This window comes from Oleiphilus sp. HI0067, from assembly GCF_001635735.1.
This window is the reverse complement of record NZ_LWFI01001144.1, coordinates 1-17,387: the sequence shown is the minus strand read 5'-3', so window position 1 is coordinate 17,387 and position 17,387 is coordinate 1. Positions and strand designations below refer to the sequence as shown.

Annotated in this window: 17 protein-coding genes; 14 read left to right on the top strand and 3 right to left on the bottom strand. The window is 44.5% G+C overall.

Translation table 11 applies throughout. The features are described from left to right. Positions 1 to 245: 245 nt before the first annotated feature. The 7 genes from A3739_RS16665 (at position 246) to A3739_RS16640 (ending at position 6,686) form a co-directional block, all read left to right on the top strand. Positions 246 to 1,139, top strand: a complete 894-nt coding sequence (locus A3739_RS16665) for a phosphate/phosphite/phosphonate ABC transporter substrate-binding protein (protein ID WP_197472382.1) — start codon at positions 246 to 248, stop codon at positions 1,137 to 1,139. Between the two features lie 7 nt (positions 1,140 to 1,146). Beyond that, positions 1,147 to 1,473 carry a (Fe-S)-binding protein gene (locus A3739_RS28190; protein ID WP_068499720.1) on the top strand — a complete coding sequence of 109 codons (327 nt, stop codon included), beginning with the start codon at positions 1,147 to 1,149 and terminating at the stop codon, positions 1,471 to 1,473. Then, positions 1,451 to 1,882 (top strand): (Fe-S)-binding protein, encoded by a 432-nt coding sequence (locus A3739_RS28185; RefSeq protein ID WP_068754799.1) that lies wholly within the window; start codon positions 1,451 to 1,453, stop codon positions 1,880 to 1,882. The genes A3739_RS28190 and A3739_RS28185 overlap by 23 nt, the downstream gene beginning before the upstream one ends. Then, entirely contained in the window at positions 1,872 to 3,836 is a 1,965-nt protein-coding gene (locus A3739_RS16655) for a LutB/LldF family L-lactate oxidation iron-sulfur protein (RefSeq protein ID WP_068502122.1), read from the top strand. The genes A3739_RS28185 and A3739_RS16655 overlap by 11 nt, the downstream gene beginning before the upstream one ends. A 138-nt stretch (positions 3,837 to 3,974) precedes the next feature. Beyond that, positions 3,975 to 4,943, top strand: a complete 969-nt coding sequence (locus A3739_RS16650; protein WP_068483596.1) for an ABC transporter substrate-binding protein — start codon at positions 3,975 to 3,977, stop codon at positions 4,941 to 4,943. 37 nt (positions 4,944 to 4,980) lie between these two features. Beyond that, positions 4,981 to 5,898: an ABC transporter permease gene (locus tag A3739_RS16645; protein WP_068481704.1), complete on the top strand. Its 918-nt coding sequence runs from the start codon at positions 4,981 to 4,983 to the stop codon at positions 5,896 to 5,898. Further along, the gene (locus A3739_RS16640) at positions 5,895 to 6,686 is read left to right on the top strand and encodes an ABC transporter ATP-binding protein (protein WP_068481706.1); all 792 of its coding nucleotides are present in this window, start codon (positions 5,895 to 5,897) and stop codon (positions 6,684 to 6,686) included. The genes A3739_RS16645 and A3739_RS16640 overlap by 4 nt, the downstream gene beginning before the upstream one ends. Here A3739_RS16640 and A3739_RS16635 read toward each other — a convergent pair whose 3' ends face one another. Then, the gene (locus tag A3739_RS16635; protein WP_068481707.1) at positions 6,687 to 7,616 is read right to left on the bottom strand and encodes an ion transporter; all 930 of its coding nucleotides are present in this window, start codon (positions 7,614 to 7,616) and stop codon (positions 6,687 to 6,689) included. Between the two features lie 151 nt (positions 7,617 to 7,767). Here A3739_RS16635 and moaB point away from each other — a divergent pair, with 151 nt between their 5' ends. The 4 genes from moaB (at position 7,768) to A3739_RS16615 (ending at position 12,562) form a co-directional block, all read left to right on the top strand. Next, complete coding sequence (moaB, locus tag A3739_RS16630; RefSeq protein WP_068481710.1) at positions 7,768 to 8,325, top strand: molybdenum cofactor biosynthesis protein B; 558 nt, start codon at positions 7,768 to 7,770, stop codon at positions 8,323 to 8,325. 43 nt (positions 8,326 to 8,368) lie between these two features. Further along, the gene (gene pyrC / locus A3739_RS16625) at positions 8,369 to 9,400 is read left to right on the top strand and encodes a dihydroorotase (protein WP_068481713.1); all 1,032 of its coding nucleotides are present in this window, start codon (positions 8,369 to 8,371) and stop codon (positions 9,398 to 9,400) included. A 197-nt stretch (positions 9,401 to 9,597) separates the two neighbouring features. Further along, positions 9,598 to 11,652 carry an immunoglobulin domain-containing protein gene (locus A3739_RS16620; protein WP_197472381.1) on the top strand — a complete coding sequence of 685 codons (2,055 nt, stop codon included), beginning with the start codon at positions 9,598 to 9,600 and terminating at the stop codon, positions 11,650 to 11,652. A gap of 34 nt (positions 11,653 to 11,686) precedes the next feature. Next, positions 11,687 to 12,562: an alpha/beta fold hydrolase gene (locus A3739_RS16615; protein ID WP_197472380.1), complete on the top strand. Its 876-nt coding sequence runs from the start codon at positions 11,687 to 11,689 to the stop codon at positions 12,560 to 12,562. Here A3739_RS16615 and A3739_RS16610 read toward each other — a convergent pair. After that, a complete protein-coding gene (locus tag A3739_RS16610) occupies positions 12,559 to 12,867 on the bottom strand; it encodes a DUF2288 domain-containing protein (protein WP_068502118.1) in 309 nt (102 codons plus the stop codon). The genes A3739_RS16615 and A3739_RS16610 overlap by 4 nt on opposite strands. 66 nt (positions 12,868 to 12,933) lie before the next feature. Further along, positions 12,934 to 14,403: a wax ester/triacylglycerol synthase family O-acyltransferase gene (locus tag A3739_RS16605; protein ID WP_068502116.1), complete on the bottom strand. Its 1,470-nt coding sequence runs from the start codon at positions 14,401 to 14,403 to the stop codon at positions 12,934 to 12,936. A gap of 330 nt (positions 14,404 to 14,733) precedes the next feature. Between A3739_RS16605 and A3739_RS16600 the strand changes: the two genes are divergently transcribed. The 3 genes from A3739_RS16600 to A3739_RS16590 all read left to right on the top strand — a co-directional run bounded on the left by A3739_RS16600 (position 14,734) and on the right by A3739_RS16590 (position 17,344). Next, a complete protein-coding gene (locus A3739_RS16600; protein ID WP_068481726.1) occupies positions 14,734 to 15,702 on the top strand; it encodes an alpha/beta hydrolase in 969 nt (322 codons plus the stop codon). 78 nt (positions 15,703 to 15,780) lie between these two features. Next, complete coding sequence (locus A3739_RS16595; protein ID WP_068502112.1) at positions 15,781 to 16,512, top strand: hypothetical protein; 732 nt, start codon at positions 15,781 to 15,783, stop codon at positions 16,510 to 16,512. 16 nt (positions 16,513 to 16,528) lie between these two features. Continuing rightward, positions 16,529 to 17,344 (top strand): crotonase/enoyl-CoA hydratase family protein, encoded by an 816-nt coding sequence (locus tag A3739_RS16590; RefSeq protein WP_068479559.1) that lies wholly within the window; start codon positions 16,529 to 16,531, stop codon positions 17,342 to 17,344. Positions 17,345 to 17,387: the final 43 nt, after the last annotated feature.

The window sequence follows — 17,387 nt, the reverse complement described above, 5'->3', positions numbered from 1 at the left end:
AACATCTACTCCGTCACAAACTAAATTGTCCGTTTCACGCTAGTTTACGTATAACTAAATATGCCCGCGAAGTTTAGTAGAGCAGCTTGCATCATGCCATTTATTTGGGGACTTAAAAGTCTGCTCAATTGTTGAATGATGCTAGACTGTTTCAATACATTGATTTTTCAAGAATTGTTCAAACTTTAACCATGCTCTTTTTATTGAATCACAGACTCATTACGGCTGCTTTTATTCTATATAGCATGGCATTTTCATCCGTAGCCTCTGCGCAAGCGCTCATTTTTGGCATCACACCTCAAACACCTTCACCGCAACCTATTTATGATCAACGTTTTGAAAATGCGGACAGCAAGGTATTGAAGACTCGCGTTATCTACGAGCGACGCACGGATACACCAACAAAGTCTCAAGTCTGGCAACAACTGCTCACGCAACTTGAAGATAAAACAGGCTTAAGCTTTACCTTAGTCATTGCAGACAGCCAATTAGCATTTGAGCGCGCTCTTGCTCAAGGAAAGTTTGATCTTGCTTATCTGACACCGTTGCAATTTTTATCGGCGATTGAGTCTCAAGGTTACAAAGCCCTCGCAAAAAGAAAAGCTCAACTACTGAGATCACTGATCGTCGTTAAACGCCTAGACAAAGCAAAAACACTCCGCGACATTGAAACGTCTGTCACCGGCTTTGACTCCTTACTCAACTACACCTCAAGCGTTATACCGCGATACAGCTTAAAGCGTTTAGGCTTTGCGTTGCCCATGCGACTCTATCCCGACACAAAACAGTTAGAGATGGCTCTGACCGAAGGAAAAGTACGCGCCATTAGCCTAGCTGAATCAGACTTTTATGCTTTGTCTCCAGATCGACAGGAACAATTAAAAATTCTCTGGGAAACTCCGGGGTTTAGTCCATTTGCCTTTGCAACCCATCCTCGCGTACCGTTTTATTCCATTAATAAGCTTCAGCGAGCCATGGTGAACTTGAATCGTCGAGGCAACAACGCCGAACTCCTACAAGCGCTAGAAGCACGTAATGGCTTTGAGGTAGCAAGAAACAGTGACTGGATCGATGCACAAGATATCAATGTACAAGAATTAAACATGCATCTTCCACTTGCAGAGCCCGCCCAAGAGTAAATGAGGTATGACACAACAAGTCGTCTTTTTTTCTAGCTGCCTTGTTGAGCATATCTATCCACAAGTTGGCTTAGACAGCGTCGCATTATTAGAGCATTGCGGCTTCGAAGTGCTGTTTCCCAAATTTCAAAGCTGTTGCGCCCAACCGGCATATAACTCTGGCGCCAAGGATCAAGCGCAAGAAGTCGCAAAACAAACCATTGATTTACTGAGCAAATACGATCTCCCCGTAGTAGTACCTTCCGCTTCATGCGCAGACATGATTAAAAAACACTTCCCTCTATTGATGAATAGAAGACTCTCACTACTCAATGCTTGCAAAAAATCTGTCTGAGAGGTGCTTTGAACTGATTCAATTCATTTCACCATTCCTACCATCCATGAGCGATGAAAAAGAATCTATTGCTCTTCACGTGTCATGCTCTGCAAGACGTGGAATCAAGAGCGAAGAGTCTTGGGTAACATCACTTCAAAATTCAGGACATGTAGTCGAGCAACCAAATTATCAAAATGAGTGTTGCGGCTTTGGTGGCACCTTTTCGGTGAAAGCACCCGAAATATCGTCTGTAATGGCTGAAGATAAATGCAAATCTTTAATGGCATTATCCCCGACATTTACATCTGGAGATTGCGGCTGCCTGATGCATTTAAACGGATATGCCGACAAAAACAAACTAGTCCTAAAAGGGAAGCACATTGTAAGCATACTTACAGAACGTTATGGAGTTTCCGATGTCAGATAACTTCAGAATTCGGACTGTTGATGCGCTATCCGACGATTCGTTGCAGAACAATTTTCGTGGAGCGATGGATTTTCTCCAAGACAAAAGACACCAAGCATTTCAAGACTTAGAGTTCGAAAAGTTACGAAGTGAAGGCGCAGATATTCGAAAAAATGTAATTGCTCACTTACCCGATCTTCTTGAGAAACTGGAAAGGAAGTGCATCGACAATGGTATTCATGTGCACTGGGCTGAAGACGCCCAACAAGCTTGTCGAATCATCGAAAGAATTGCCCAAGACAACGAAGTTAAACAAGTCGTTAAAGGCAAATCAATGGTTAGCGAAGAAATCGAATTGAACCAACACCTTGAGGCACAAGGAATCGAGTGCATTGAAACCGATATGGGCGAATACATTGTTCAACTTGATCATGAAAAGTCATCTCATATCATCATGCCCGCCATCCATAAGACAAAAGAGCAAATAGCCCAACTCTTCGCAGATAAGCTTAATGAGGATTTTGGTAAACCTCCAAAAGACGCCACTGTAGATGAACTTATTGGCGTTGGGAGAAAAGTACTCCGACAAAAATTCATGCAGGCCGACATGGGTATTAGCGGGGTTAATTTTGCGATAGCAGAGACCGGAACACTTTGCTTGGTAGCAAATGAAGGAAATGGTCGCATATCGACCGGCGTACCAGATATTCACGTTGCGTTAATGGGACTTGAAAAAGTTATTCCTTCATTCGCAGAACTGCCAACCTTGCTCAAATTACTGACTCGTTCAGCAACGGGTCAGATTATGACAACCTACCTCAACATGATCAGTTCACCACGCAAAGATCAAGAGCTAGACGGTCCGTCACAATTTCATCTCGTAATTATTGATAACAAGCGCAGCGCTATGTACCAAGATGATGTACTTCAGGAAACGCTCACCTGTATACGAGGTGGCGCATGCATGAATCATTGTCCCGTATACACAAGAATCGGTGGCCACGCATATGGAAGCACTTATCCAGGTCCAATCGGACAAATCGTCACTCCACAAATAGAAGGAATAGAACACGCGGGAGATCTTCTTGATGCATGTTCTTTAAACGGAGCTTGCGGTGAAGCTTGCCCTGTTAGCATAGACTTACCTGTACTCATCAGAGAGCTCAGGAACAAGCAGACTTCTCTCAAACCTCCACATCGAGTGATATGGAATATATGGCGCCAATTTTATCGTTCGACGAAACGACACGCGCTACTCTCTAAATTCGTTAGTTTGTGTTCACGCTTACCAATGCCAACACCGAAAGCTTGGAGCAACACGCGCACCTTTCCCAAACCCGCCCCCGAGAGCTTCTCGACACTTATAAAAAACAAAAAGAGAATGAGCGTGAATCAGAGTAAAGCAAATTTCTTAAATCGCTTACGCGTATCGCAACAAATGATCGAAAGTACTGAAAGCGAAACTGAAAAGAAATCAGCCATAAATAACGCTTCCGGTAAGGAAGTACTCACAAGATTGTTAGAAAATAACCGTGCTATTCTCATAGAGACTGATTACAAAGAGCTTGCTCAAAACATCAACACGCAGATAAAACAGTTACAGCCTGTCCAATACATTGTGAGCGAACATCCACGACTAAAAGAACTGCTTGGAAATGAGCTTACGGAATCAAATCAATGTAAATTGGCGGACACCTGGCGCGAAGCGAAACAGCAATTATTTGAAGACATTGAGCTCAGCATTTGTTTTGCAGACTCGGCGTTATGCGAACAAGGAGCTCTGCTACTTAAAGCGGATAAAAATCAGCCACGAAATCTGAGCTTAATTCCTGAAACGAGTTTTATCATAGTGGAAGCTTCGAATATCTTTCCTGACCTGCAGCAATGCGTTCAAAGCGCGCATTTTGATACCCGAAACCTACCAAGTAATATGGTGCTGATCTCAGGCCCATCAAAAACCGCAGACATTCAATAAACTCTGGCCTACGGTACGCATGGTCCAAAACGACTGTTTGTTTTTTTAGTAAGTTAAGCGCATTATTTATTGGTTAATCGCACGAGTTCCAAATAATAACTCCCCCTTAAATAAAACCTCGAGTAAGAAGGATTACGTATGGGTATTTACAACAAATTTGCTTTTGGCGCTGCACTTGTTGCGGCATCGTTTTCAAGCTCTCTTATTGCTGCAGACAATAAGCACGTCGCGATCACGCAGATCGTTGAGCATCCCGCTCTCGATTCAGTCCGACAAGGTGTACAAGATGTGCTCGCAGAATCGGGATTCAAAGCAGGAGAGAATTTAGAGTGGGAATATCAGAGCGCACAAGGAAACCCAACCACTGCCGCGCAAATTGCCAAAAAATTTGCGGGCAATAATCCAGATGTCATCGTGGCAATAGCAACACCGTCTGCGCAAGCGATGGTCGCCTCTGCCCGCAATAGCAACATCATTTTTTCAGCGGTAACAGATCCTGTCGGCGCAAAGCTCGTAGCGGCATGGGATAAACCAAGTCCGAAAGTAACTGGGGTATCAGACCTAACACCTGTCGATAAACACATGGAGCTGACTAAGCAAATCGTTCCAGATGCCGCGAAGGTTGGTGTGATCTATAACCCTGGCGAAGCGAACTCAGTCTCTTTGGTTGAGCTAGTGAAAAAACATGCACCATCACAAGGTATGGAAGTTGTTGAAGCTGCTTCACCTAAATCAGCAGATGTGCAAACTGCTATGCGCTCACTTGTTGGAAAAGTAGATGTCGTTTACTTACCTACCGACAACACCGTGATATCTGCGCTAGAAGGCGTTATCAAGATTGCGGAACAAACTGACATTCCCGTTATCGCAGCAGATACAGATAGTGTTAAACGTGGCGCGATCGCCGCTCTAGGCTTTAACTATTATGACGTTGGACGTCAAACTGGCGCAATGGTTGTCGAAGTGTTAAACGGCAAAGCGCCAGGTGAACTTCCAGTGCAAGGAGTCGAGAAAACAGAGCTTTATCTAAACCTACCAGCAGCAGAGGCCATGGGCGCAACCATTCCTGAAGCGCTATTAGGACAGGCGAAAGAAATCATTGAATAGGTTGCCAAATAAACCTCTTTGAGAAGCAGGAAAGTCAATGATTAGTAGTTTTGCGTTTTTCGGTGCATTAGAGACCGGTTTTATATTTGCGCTCGTCGCTCTTGGGATATTTATATCGTTTCGTATATTAGATTTCCCAGACCTGACAGTCGATGGATCGTTCCCCTTAGGTGCGGCTGTTGCAGCAAGTACGATTGTGGCTGGCTTGCACCCTTTACTCGCAACATTGCTAGCATGTATCGCCGGCTCAATAGCCGGCGTTATTACGGCGCTGCTAAACGTAAAACTTAAAATACTTCACTTACTTGCTTCGATCTTAACCATGATCGCTCTTTACTCGATCAACCTGCGTATCATGAGTGGACCCAATCAAGCCTTGCTTGGCGTCGAGACCTTGCTCACGCCTCTGGACAACCTCGTCATCGCAGGCACAGAAATCCCGTATTATATTGCTTACCCAATCGCCTTTGGGGTTTTAGCGCTCGTTGTATTGGGACTACTCGTCGTATTTCTAAAAACCGAGCTGGGTTTAGCCATGCGTGCGACCGGTTCAAACCCAAGAATGGCAAAAGCGAATGGCGTTAACACAAGCGCGATGATCATTCTAGGGATGGCTATTTCAAATGCCTTAGTTGCGCTAGCGGGCGCTTTATTTGCTCAAAGCCAAGGCAGTGCTGACGTTACAATGGGCGTCGGGGTTATCGTTATTGGACTAGCTTCTGTTATTGGCGGCGAAGCGCTTCTATCCACTCGCACAATTCTACTTTGGGCATTGGCCTGCGTGGTAGGTTCTATTCTGTATCGCATTGTGATTGCCTTTGCTTTGAATGGCGAAGTCCTCGGTCTACAAGCTCAAGACCTAAATCTAATTACAGCGGTACTAGTTACTCTCGCCATCGTTGCACCGACGCTAAAATCAAATATGAAATCTAAGCTCAATGGAGTGCGACGATGATTGAAGTGCAGGATTTACGCATTACCTTCAACGCTGGTACTCCACTTGAGAACCAAGCATTGAAGGGTATTGACCTTAGCATTCCAGAGGGTCAGTTCATTACGGTAATCGGCAGTAACGGCGCCGGAAAATCCACCTTACTCAATGCACTAGCGGGGGAATTTCTTAGCCCTAAAGGGTCGATTTCACTAGATAGAAAAGACATCAGTACTTGGTCAGTGGAAAAACGAGCGCCTCAAATTGCGCGCGTTTTCCAAGACCCTTTAATGGGAACCTGTGAAGACCTCACCATCGAAGAAAATCTCGCGCTTGCTCAAGCTCGCACCAAGACGCGCGGTCTAGGTATTGCTGCGAAACGGCAGTTTCGCCAACACTTCATGAACAAGCTCAAGCTACTACAGCTTGGACTTGAAAACCGTTTAGAAGACAAAATCGGGTTATTGTCAGGCGGGCAAAGGCAAGCAGTCAGTTTATTAATGGCCTCGCTACAGCCAATGAAATTACTCTTGCTTGATGAGCATACCGCCGCGCTTGATCCCAAAACGGCGACGTTTATTCTGGAGCTGACGAAGAATATTGTAGAGGAGTCGCAGCTTACCGCATTAATGGTGACCCATAGCATGTCGCAAGCCCTTTCGGTCGGCTCGCGCACGATCATGCTCCACCAAGGAAAGCTTGCTCTAGACGTTCATGGAGAATCACGAGAAGGCCTAAGTACTCAAGACCTACTTGCTCAGTTCCATAAAAACTATGGCGAAGTCGACGACGACGCGCTGCTACTAAGCTAATTAGTGATAGCCGCGGTAATGCTCAATCACGCTTACCGCCTGCTCTAAAGTTAGACCATACTCGTGAATGAGAAATTCAGCCTCATGCTTTTCTGATTTAGATAAACTAATACTTTTCAGAGCGTCTTCATCGAGCATATCCTCACCACGCCTTCGCGCCTCTAAGCGACGATCGCGCTCTCTTTCTCGGATCAAACGAACAAACGAAGACGCAAAAATACCCGCTGGAATTGCAGCAATACCGACTCCTGCGATCATAATGACAGAGCCGAATAGCTTTCCTGCCAATGTGATCGGGACAATGTCACCGTAACCCACGGTTGTGAGCGTTACTAGAGCCCACCACATTGAACTTGGAATACTCCCAAAGGCATCTGGTTGAACGTCTTTTTCAAAGATATAAACACCGGTAGCCGCCGTAAAGCTCAATAGAATCATGATAACGGTTGCCGCTAACAAGGTTGAAAAATTCTCTCTGTACACGGCTGCAAGTATGGTGAGAGAGCTAGAGTATCGGGTCAGTTTCAATATTCGAATAATTGCTAAAAGCTTCAAAAAACTCATATCTGACGAGTTGCTTTCGGGAAGTACCAGCAAAACCAGACCAGGCAAGAATGACATTAAATCGATAATGCCCATCGGCGAGCTCACATAACGCAATCGCCGTTTTAGCTCGGTCTCGCCATGCTCTTCCGGCGCATCTGCAGCAACCCAAACACGAACAAGGTAATCAATCAGAAACAACAGAGTGAATAAAACAGAAAGATATAGCGAATCCGCTTCGCGCGGCTCATCATCGACCGAAACAAGAAGCGCTTCAGTCATATTGAAAAAAATAGCAATGGCAATCGATAAATAGATAATCCAGGCTACGACCGATTTATGAGATGGCTCATTTAAATAACCGTACCAACGTTGGCGATGTGACAAAACGTGCTTCCCTTACTAGAACCAGAACTGCGATGCAGCGATTTATGTTGATTTAAAGCATTAGAATCAACTTTTTATTGGTCTTTCAAGTTTAAAAATAGCATTTCAACGACCATAATACGCGCGACGAATCACTATTGAGAGCCGATAGATGGGAAAACATATAACTCAAACATTAGTACCACTAAATATCAGCGTATTAACCGTATCCGATACACGTTCGTTTGATACAGACACGTCGGGGCAATATTTATGCGACAGCCTTGAGGAAGCGGGGCATACGCTCTGCAAACGCAGCATCGTAATAGACGACATTTACCAGATCCGAGCACAACTTTCAGCATGGATCGCAGATGATGAGTCTCAGGTTGTCCTAATCACAGGCGGCACGGGTTTTACGAGTCGAGACAGCACACCTGAAGCTGTTAGCCCCCTGCTGGATAAGTTGGTTGATGGGTTTGGCGAAATGTTCCGACAGTTGTCTTTAGAGCAGGTCGGCACATCAACAATTCAATCCAGAGCGCTAGCAGGCATGGCAAACGAAACACTTATCTTTTGTCTGCCAGGCAGTAACAATGCGTGTAGGACCGCGTGGGAAAATATCATCGTCTCACAAATTGACAGTCGCCATAGCCCCTGTAATTTCGTACCTCAGCTTAAAAACATCGATATCGATGCATGCCTAAGTCGCGAGCAAGACGAAAACTAAGCATTGATCACTACTAATCAGCAATTCATAAAATAGAGACACCATGGACCAAATTACGATCACGACACCAGACGACTTACATTTGCATTTCCGAGACGGAGACATGCTTAACGAAACCGTTCCAGCAACAGCACGTTGTTTCGCTCGAGCAATCGTAATGCCGAATCTTGTACCACCGGTTACCAATGGAGCCGATGTTGCTGCGTACCGACAACGCATCGAAGCGGCGCGTCCCGAGGGAAGTAACTTCACACCATTGATGACGATTTATCTTACGGATAAAACCACACGTGAAGACATTATTTCTGCAAAACAAGCAGGAGCGGTCGCTGCGAAATTATATCCAGCAGGTGCAACAACTAACTCAGATGCTGCCGTATCAAGCTTAGAAAGTTTAGACCCTGTGTTTGAAGCCCTTGTCGAAGAAGGCATGCTTCTGTTAATTCACGGGGAAGTCACTAGTCACGATATCGATATCTTTGACAGAGAGAAGTTGTTCATTGAGCAGCATCTGCGCCGCATCCATGAGAGCTTCCCAAAACTTAAAATCGTTTTTGAGCACATTACGACAAAAGAAGCGGTTGAATTCGTTCAGTCGACCAATGAGCAAGTAGCAGCCACCATTACGCCACAACATCTTTTGTTGAACCGTAACGATTTACTCGTTGGAGGCATTCGACCTCATAACTTTTGCCTACCCGTTTTGAAACGCAACATTCATCAACAGGCTCTTAGGGCTGCGGTGAAATCTGGGTCACCTAAGTTTTTCTTGGGAACAGATTCGGCTCCGCACGAGAAACATCGCAAAGAAAGTGCATGCGGCTGCGCCGGCTGTTACAGCGCATGGAGTGCAATTGAACTGTACGCAAAGGTGTTTGAAGACCTAGATTGCTTGGATCAGTTCGAGCGCTTCGCAAGCTTCAATGGTCCAGATTTTTATGGTTTACCGCGCAATACCGGAACCATTACTTTAGTGCGCGAACAATGGACTGTTCCTGAGATCATCACCCTACCTGATGGTGGAGAAATTGTTCCATTTTTTGCAGGCGAAACACTGAACTGGAAGCTTAAATAAGACCTTACACGATAGTAAGGTGATGTGATTAAGAATTAATCATTTAAAGTCCAAGTTCGCGGTATGATACGTAGCCTGAAACAATAACGTTCATTCCGCGAATTCCCAAAATGCGTTTCGAAAACCCCTTTCACATTGCCGTAGTCTTCCTTTGCGCTTTTGCGCTATCGGCCTGTCAATCAGGCGAGGACGAAAACATGCTTCAAAGTGCGGTTCGCGGTAAAGCTATTAAAGGGGTAATTAGCCAAGGCGTCGTCAGCACATACCGAGTCTCCGAAGAAAATGGCAGCCTAAGTTTATTGTCGACAACGTCCACAGATTCAAATGGGCGCTTCTCCCTCAATATTAATCACGACGAAGAACAGCCTTTACTCATTCAAATCAGCGCCCAACCAGTTGTCACTACCATGACCTGTGAGTTGCTTGAGGGCTGTATTGCGGAACACTCAGGTGTCTTAAGTGCATTTGGAGAACAAAGCTACGTGGACGACAGCTTTCAATTGTTAGGGCTGATTGCAACAGATAGCTTCGGTGAAAAGCATGCGAAAGTCTCTGCACTAAGTCATCTAATCGTAGCGACTGCGCTTAATCTCCCAGGAGGCTTAACCCGTGGCAATATAGAATTTGCAGAACGCTGGGTTATGGAAACATTTCAACTCAGTAACTCGCCTCTGATCAGCGAGCTGATCGACATTTCAGATGATTCCGCCCTTGCTCAAAACGATTCTGATGACGTTATTCAAGCAATCATCGGTGCGAGTTTTTATAATCTTTCTCAAACACAATCTTGGTATGACGCCAGCATTACTATTGATAACTTTCCAATCAGCAGCATTCTCGAGCAAGCTCAAGTTTTGGCTCTAAGTGTTAATCACCACCTTCCTGTTACTGATCAACATCCTGAGCTTATAGCAAGCCCAAGCTCTCAGAATAAAGCTGACATATTCTTGCTTTCATCACCTACTGACGCCAATGTTAATCAGTATTCCCCGTTTTTCTTAAGAGCTCAGGCATACTCAAATCAAGTACTCCAATATCAATGGCGTTTCAACGGAGAAATTATCCCTGGTGCCAATGATGCAATTTACGGAAAGACACATGCCTCATTAAACGACGCAGGCGTCTATGATGTAATCATTCGCAACGCGCAAAATCAGATCATTTCATCTTCCGCTTCTCTCAGTGTGGAACCAAAAGAACTTTCACTTAAGATTACTAAGCAACCACGATCACAGTCGATTGTCAGTGGCCAATCTATTGAACTCAATATCAATACAAATGCAGGCTCTGATGCGAATGTGTCTTGGCAGAAAGGTGCCAGCGTTTTAGCGAATAAAAATAGCTCGACACTAGTCATTTCAAACGCAAGTCAAAGTGATGCTGGTGATTATCGTGCCATCATTGAATATAAGGGTGAGGTGCTCTACTCGTCCTTTGCAAAAATCACAGTAACAGAAGCTCTCAATACTCTCAGAATCTCACAACATCCATCTGACCAAGATGTATTAGCAGGACATAACGTTCGTTTTGAGATCTCGGCTGAGGGTGGAGGTTTCATGCGCTACCAGTGGTTTAAGGATGGCAATGCGATTGAAGGAGCAACGAACGCAACGCTTGCAATAGAAAGCGCAACACAAACTGATCAAGGCAACTACACGGCACAAGTCACAAGCTCTACCGGCAATCTAAATTCAAAAGCAGCTCAACTACGTGTGATAGCTCAAAACGTCGCTCAAACCCTAGTTGAGCAACCACAGTCACAACAGGTTTACCTTGAAGACTCTTTCCAATTTAGCGTTGCTAGCACACTAGCAACGAGCCATTCGTACCAGTGGTATAAAGACGACAAAGCAATCAATGGTGCAACAAGCCGCATATACGAGGTCAGCACAGCATCGAGTGCAGATGCCGGAACGTACTACGCCACGGTTAACAATGTGTTTGGATCAATTCGTTCTAGCTCTGCTTCATTAAACGTGAAGGCCAAGCCCTCATTATCACTATCATGGGCAATGCCTACGGAGCGCGAAAACGGCGAGGCTCTAAATCAATCTGAGATATACGGATATAAACTTGCCTTTGGCAGCAGCGAAAACTCACTAAGCAATAGCGTTGAAATTGTAGGCGCGCAAAACACAAACTTTACACTTTCAAATCTTGATCCCGGCAGTTTATACCTGCACATTGCTACGATAGATTCAGACCGAATCACAGGCCGTTTCTCTCAGCCTATTGAAGTCATTCTTCAATAAAAAGTAAATGGCCCATTATTTCTCAAGCGACAATGTGAAACTTCATTACCGAGACATCGGTAACGGGCCAGCAATTATATTCCTTCACGGCTTTGGCATGCATTCTGGCCACTGGCTTCCTTACGCATATCCTTTATCGCGAAAGTATCGCGTCATCATCCCAGATCTTCGGGGTTTTGGACGATCTCATCATGCACACTTCAAGCAAGACTGCGCAGTGAGTAATTATGCCGATGACGTCGCCGAACTCATCTCAGAGCTCAATGTCTCCAGCTTCAAACTAATCGGCATTTCGATGGGTGCACTCACATCAATCAGTTATATCGACAAGTATCAGCCAACAGGTTTAGAGAGGTATTTGCACATCGATCAAAGCCCGTGCTGTGTTAATAAATCCGATTGGAGATGGGGGCTATTCGGGCATGAGCATGATGATCGAATGCAGCGCGCAAAACAGTTGTTGGATGAGCTTGAGCCATACCTAGAGCAAGGCTTTGAATACAAAGAGCTTCCCAATAACTTACGTCAACAAATACAAACTGAACTTTCTGAATTCTTTGCTTCAGCCATGTCATGGTCAAGCTTTAAGCAGCTTTCACGGCTTTTGTTGAGTAAAGAATGGATATTGAGACAACTGCTGTCCGTTAAGAACTGGGGGGCATATATGCATTGCCTTCGAGCTTACATCGATCAAGGCTATGATTTCAGACAAGCCATTGAAAATTGCGAAACGCCCATTGATATTCTAGTAGGCATGAAATCGGATATGTACCCAGCCACAGGTCAGCTTCGTATGGCGGATCTGAATGAAAGATGCTCAGTCTTACCGTTCACTAAAAGTGGCCACACCCCCTTAATTGACCAACCTTTCAAACTGACACGAGAGTTGCACCGGTTTGCGACCGCCTAATAGGTGCTGCGTTCCTGCACAAGAATCCAAGGTTTAATCACAACGGCCCAGAGTAAAGTATTGTCTGCAGACCAACGCATGGCTTGCTCATCAGAAACTTGTCCGACTTTTTCTTCAGCCATCCACCCTTTCATAACAGGGGCGTTATCTGCAACGATTTGTTCTGCGACGATAAGCATATCAAGGTCAGATGAAACGCAAATCAGCTTACCTCCAGCAAAGTAAGGTTCAAGCTCCTTCCAAGAAATCTGTGCGGTTTCTAGATTTAACTTTTGCGCTAAAGGTACTTTTTGTTGATCAGTCATGATGTGCTTGTTGCTCTCTAATAAAGAGGGCGAATTCAAGCACTCATGATGATAAAAGGCAAGTTGTTAACCAATCACCGTTGGTTGAACAAGGTCTTCGATGTAGCTAGCAACAATATCTGTTCGATGTAACTCAATTTGCGCTACAAACTGAGAAACTATGCGCTCTGGATTAGGCAATAGACGTGAATCACCGACCAATCCAAACTGTATTTGACCGCCATAACTGATGATACTCAAACCAATACCAAGATCGCCTGTTTGAGGAACCCAAAACATTTGCTCCTTGATCTTTGATCCTGCGATGTAACGTGCTTCGCGAGGTCCTGGAACATTCGACATCACTGCAGTTGTCTTATTCCCGAAGCTCTCAGTAAGCGCTCTTTGCATAGATTTTGGCAGCATGCCTGTCGCATACAAAATGCCATAAGACAAAGCTGGCTGAAGTGATTGCTTAAGCGCAATCATGTCGTGCTTTATTTTATATACGCGCTCTAAAGGATTCTCGATATCAACAGGCAATGCAGCAAACACAGTACCAAACTGGTTACCCAGGTCATCAGGATTTTGGCTTAGATCCATCTTATCCATTGGACGAATATTAACTGGAATCGTCACATGAACATTGCGCCCTTCTAAATTCTCACCCGCGCGAATCAACTCTTCACGAAAAGCGCCTGCTACACAAGACATGAGTAGGTCATTGATCTTACAGCCGACAACCTTCGCAATCCCATGAAACTTCTCAAAGCTCACCGGCTCAGACCAAGCACATGTTTTTCTAACACCAAGTTTGCCTTTCAAAGTACTACGCGGATCCGCGGGCATGGTCGCTAGTTGCGCTAACTCTGTCGCTGCACGAACACCATCACCAACAATACCGCGCATAGCATCTTGATCGCGCAAAATACTAATACCATCGCTCGATATCTTCTTAGCAAATTTAGCGTAGCGGTCTGCTCGTTCTGAAGCATTATCAATCAGACGTTGATACTTCGGCCATTCGTAGTTCAACTCCTCATCTGGAGTCTCTTCATTTGACGCTGCTTGAGCCACCGAGAACGGCGCGACATTCGCACTACCATCGGTAATGGAGTTGAATACAGATATCAACGCTAAGCCATCAGCATAGCAATGGTGAACACGCAAAATGATTGATCGGCCACCTTGATAATTCTCAACGAACAAGATTTGCCACAAAGGCTTAGAATCATCAAAAGGCATGCTCAGCTGGTCAGCAAGATAAGTTTGCAATGCTTTCTTATCTGCTTTGCCAGGTAAAGCTACTTTTTTGACGTGATTAGCAAGATCAAAGTAAGGGTCTTTTTCCCACACATACTCACCAGACACTTGCACCGGTCGAGTCATAAAACGAGGAAAACGCAAAAAACGATTAATGATCGTATTTTTAAAATCTTTGAATTCCATATCTTCCGTGATAATCATTGCATTAATGATCATCAGGTTGGTTGGCGAATCCATACGCAACCAAGCGATATCAACCCCAGTTAGAGGTTTGCTGGCATGATCATTCATACCGGCTCCTATTGTTTATTTTATATTTTTTGTTAAGCGTGCAATTTGCTAGACAAATGAGAACGCCCTAGAAACGATAAAACAGGGCTGTATTTAGTACGCATGTCACAAACAGTATCACAGATAACATTTTTTAACATCGTCGTTCCATCTATCTGCCATAATTAAATCAACGTGTTATTACAGACTGTTAAAGAGCTTTTATATAGTTACTGATCTATATTTAGTCAAACACTTTAATAACATTAATAATGAAAGCTAAGGACAGCACAAATATCGCTAGATAGGATGAATTACTAGCGGCGGTTATTACTGGGGAGATTAACTGCTGTGCAAGCCACTCACGCTCGAAAACTAATAAAGCCTATCGCACAAACATATACTGAGATGTTCTCAGGCAAAGTGTTTACAGTCGGTAAAGGCGCTGTCAGTGTTCGGAATCATGCGGACGATGCAACACACACCGTTATTGGCGTTCATGGGTTCTTAGAAAACCATTGCTATTTTACGCAGTCATACCAAGACCCTAGCACCGAACTCATCCTCATCACCTGTAGTAACTATCATATTCCAGTCGAAGGCCCTTTACCGGAGCCGGCAAGTTGGGAAATCCCAATTAAGTATTTGGAAGGCACAATAGAATATGATGCATGTATTCTTACACAAGCTTTAGAAAACCTTCCCACCACGAACAAGATTAGAATTCATGGCCACTCTCGAGGTGGAGCCGTCATTCTTGAAGCAGTTAATCAACGTCCCGATCTTTTCGAGCACGTTGAAGTTATCCTTGAAGCACCAGCACTACCTGGCGGGAAGACTCACCCACTCGTATCTGCGCTGCTTGAGCCTGTAAGTCATGGAATGTGGCCTTGGGTAATTCGATTAATCAATAGCACGCCCTCTTCGTCTTACGGGCAGATGTTCTTCGGCAAACTAAACCCACGAAAGAAAAAGTTATTACACAAGCTATTTACGGCAACAAAAGACCATCTCACTATTGTTCGTAACATTGAAAACTTATTCGCATGGATGGATAAAGCCGACTATTCAGCCTATGCACATCTGCGTCATGGAACATTCTTAATTCCTAAAGTAGATAGAATTCTCAATAGAAATCTGATGTTAAAGAGCGCTCTAAAAAGCCCAACATCTATCAGAGTGATCGAAACAGAAGCGTTAAGCCATTTTGTCACGCTAGATGATCGCAAATGGATTCCATCATTCGAGACCACGCCATCTGCTGAGCGAGCCGAACAGATCAAGCAAACCAAAAAGCAGCTCCGCATCGCTAATAGCTAGTCCCTACCCAGATCAAACCCCTTGCAACATTTGCGAGGGTGTTTACACTCTCGAAATCTTACATTTGTGCGAGTCAACATGTACCGAGAGCGTATAGCGGAAACACCAGCCAAAAGCCCTGAAGCTCTGCATCTAAAATCGTTGATGCTTACTTACCACGATTACCAATTAAATAGCTTGTCGCATCAAGGTAGTGCAATGAAGTGCCGTCTTGCAGAATGGCAAACTGAGCGATTGAAAGCGACTCACGCAGATTTATACGACAATTTTAACTTTCGCAGCGGCATCGACTTTCTGTTAGAGGAGTTATACGGCGCACACGATTTCTCTGCCCGAGATCGAGACTTAGAGCGTATCTTCCCCAAATTACTTAAGCTTCTGCCGAAGAATTTAATCAATACGGTGGCCAATTTAGTTGAATTGAATTTACTTACTCAGCAATTAGATGATCAACTCGTACAATATTTAATGAGCATAAATGCTAGCGATATCAACGAGAGTCTTTATGTAGAGGCCTATCAGAAAGCCTCCACCGCACAGCAACGGCAGCGCCAATTAGACCTTGTTAAGGCGGCTGGAGAACTCTTAGACAAGCATGCACACAACCCACTACTTCGACTAACTCTTAATTGGACAAAAAAGCCAGCAAAGAAAGCAGGGCTCGAAGAACTCCATGGTTTTCTGTTAAGAGGGCTAGACGCATTTTATGAAATGAGTGATGTGGACGTGCTAATGCAAACTTTGATTGAACGCGAAAGCCATATACTATCCAACATCTTAAATAATCGTCCCAACCCATTTCAGTCATGAGCTGTACGGATTTTTTATGTCAGAAACAATAATTAAAGATCGAGTTAAGGTCGAGATCAAAGACCAAATCGCCTATGTCACCTTATCTCGCGCAGACAAGCACAATGCCCTAGATATGCCGATGTTTGAAGCAATCGTTAAGACAGCGAAAACAATATCCAAAGACAAGAAAGTTCGCGGCGTCATCTTGTCCGGCGATGGCAAATCTTTTTGCTCTGGTATCGACGTAAAAAGCATGTTCAAAAACCCAATGACGGCCGTGAAATTGCTCATCAAACCGGGCACTAAATTCGTTAATCTTGCACAAGAAGTTAGCTACGTATGGCGTGACCTACCTGTTCCCGTTATTGCTGTGACCCATGGCAAATGTTGGGGCGGAGGGATGCAAATAGCGCTTGGAGCAGACTTTCGCTACACATCTAAGAACTGCACATTTTCGATCATGGAGACGAAATGGGGACTCATACCAGATATGGGCGGCTCGATCGCATTAAGAGAGCTTTGCTCGATCGATAAGGCAAAAGAATTAACGATGACGGCAGAAGTATTTGATGCCCAAAAAGCAGCTGAGTACAACCTCGTGACGCGCATATGCGATGACCCAATGGCGGAAGCAACTGCTTTCTTGAAAGAGATTGCAAACAAATCGCCAGATGCCATCAGCTTAACCAAGAAGCTCTATAACGGCGCATGGCTATCAACCATTCGCCAAGCTTTGAATCTCGAAACAAAACTGCAACGAAAACTGATTGGCCGTCACAATCAAAAAATCGCTGGTGCGGTTTATAGCGGCGATAAATCAGCTAGCGAATATTCAGATCGCAGCCAATAAGCTTTCGCTTAGAAGCTATGCTTTGATGACATAATATCTAGGT

Excerpts from the sequence above, each read along its gene's own strand:
- A3739_RS16650 (WP_068483596.1), top strand. The coding sequence starts at position 3,975 with ATGGGTATTTACAACAAATTTGCTTTTGGCGCTGCACTTGTTGCGGCA.
- moaB (WP_068481710.1), top strand. The coding sequence starts at position 7,768 with ATGGGAAAACATATAACTCAAACATTAGTACCACTAAATATCAGCGTA.
- A3739_RS16640 (WP_068481706.1), top strand. The coding sequence starts at position 5,895 with ATGATTGAAGTGCAGGATTTACGCATTACCTTCAACGCTGGTACTCCA.
- A3739_RS28190 (WP_068499720.1), top strand. The coding sequence starts at position 1,147 with ATGACACAACAAGTCGTCTTTTTTTCTAGCTGCCTTGTTGAGCATATC.
- pyrC (WP_068481713.1), top strand. The coding sequence starts at position 8,369 with ATGGACCAAATTACGATCACGACACCAGACGACTTACATTTGCATTTC.
- A3739_RS16610 (WP_068502118.1), bottom strand. The coding sequence starts at position 12,867 with ATGACTGATCAACAAAAAGTACCTTTAGCGCAAAAGTTAAATCTAGAA.
- A3739_RS16590 (WP_068479559.1), top strand. The coding sequence starts at position 16,529 with ATGTCAGAAACAATAATTAAAGATCGAGTTAAGGTCGAGATCAAAGAC.
- A3739_RS16605 (WP_068502116.1), bottom strand. The coding sequence starts at position 14,403 with ATGAATGATCATGCCAGCAAACCTCTAACTGGGGTTGATATCGCTTGG.
- A3739_RS16595 (WP_068502112.1), top strand. The coding sequence starts at position 15,781 with ATGTACCGAGAGCGTATAGCGGAAACACCAGCCAAAAGCCCTGAAGCT.
- A3739_RS16655 (WP_068502122.1), top strand. The coding sequence starts at position 1,872 with ATGTCAGATAACTTCAGAATTCGGACTGTTGATGCGCTATCCGACGAT.
- A3739_RS16620 (WP_197472381.1), top strand. The coding sequence starts at position 9,598 with ATGCTTCAAAGTGCGGTTCGCGGTAAAGCTATTAAAGGGGTAATTAGC.
- A3739_RS16645 (WP_068481704.1), top strand. The coding sequence starts at position 4,981 with ATGATTAGTAGTTTTGCGTTTTTCGGTGCATTAGAGACCGGTTTTATA.
- A3739_RS16665 (WP_197472382.1), top strand. The coding sequence starts at position 246 with ATGGCATTTTCATCCGTAGCCTCTGCGCAAGCGCTCATTTTTGGCATC.
- A3739_RS28185 (WP_068754799.1), top strand. The coding sequence starts at position 1,451 with ATGCTTGCAAAAAATCTGTCTGAGAGGTGCTTTGAACTGATTCAATTC.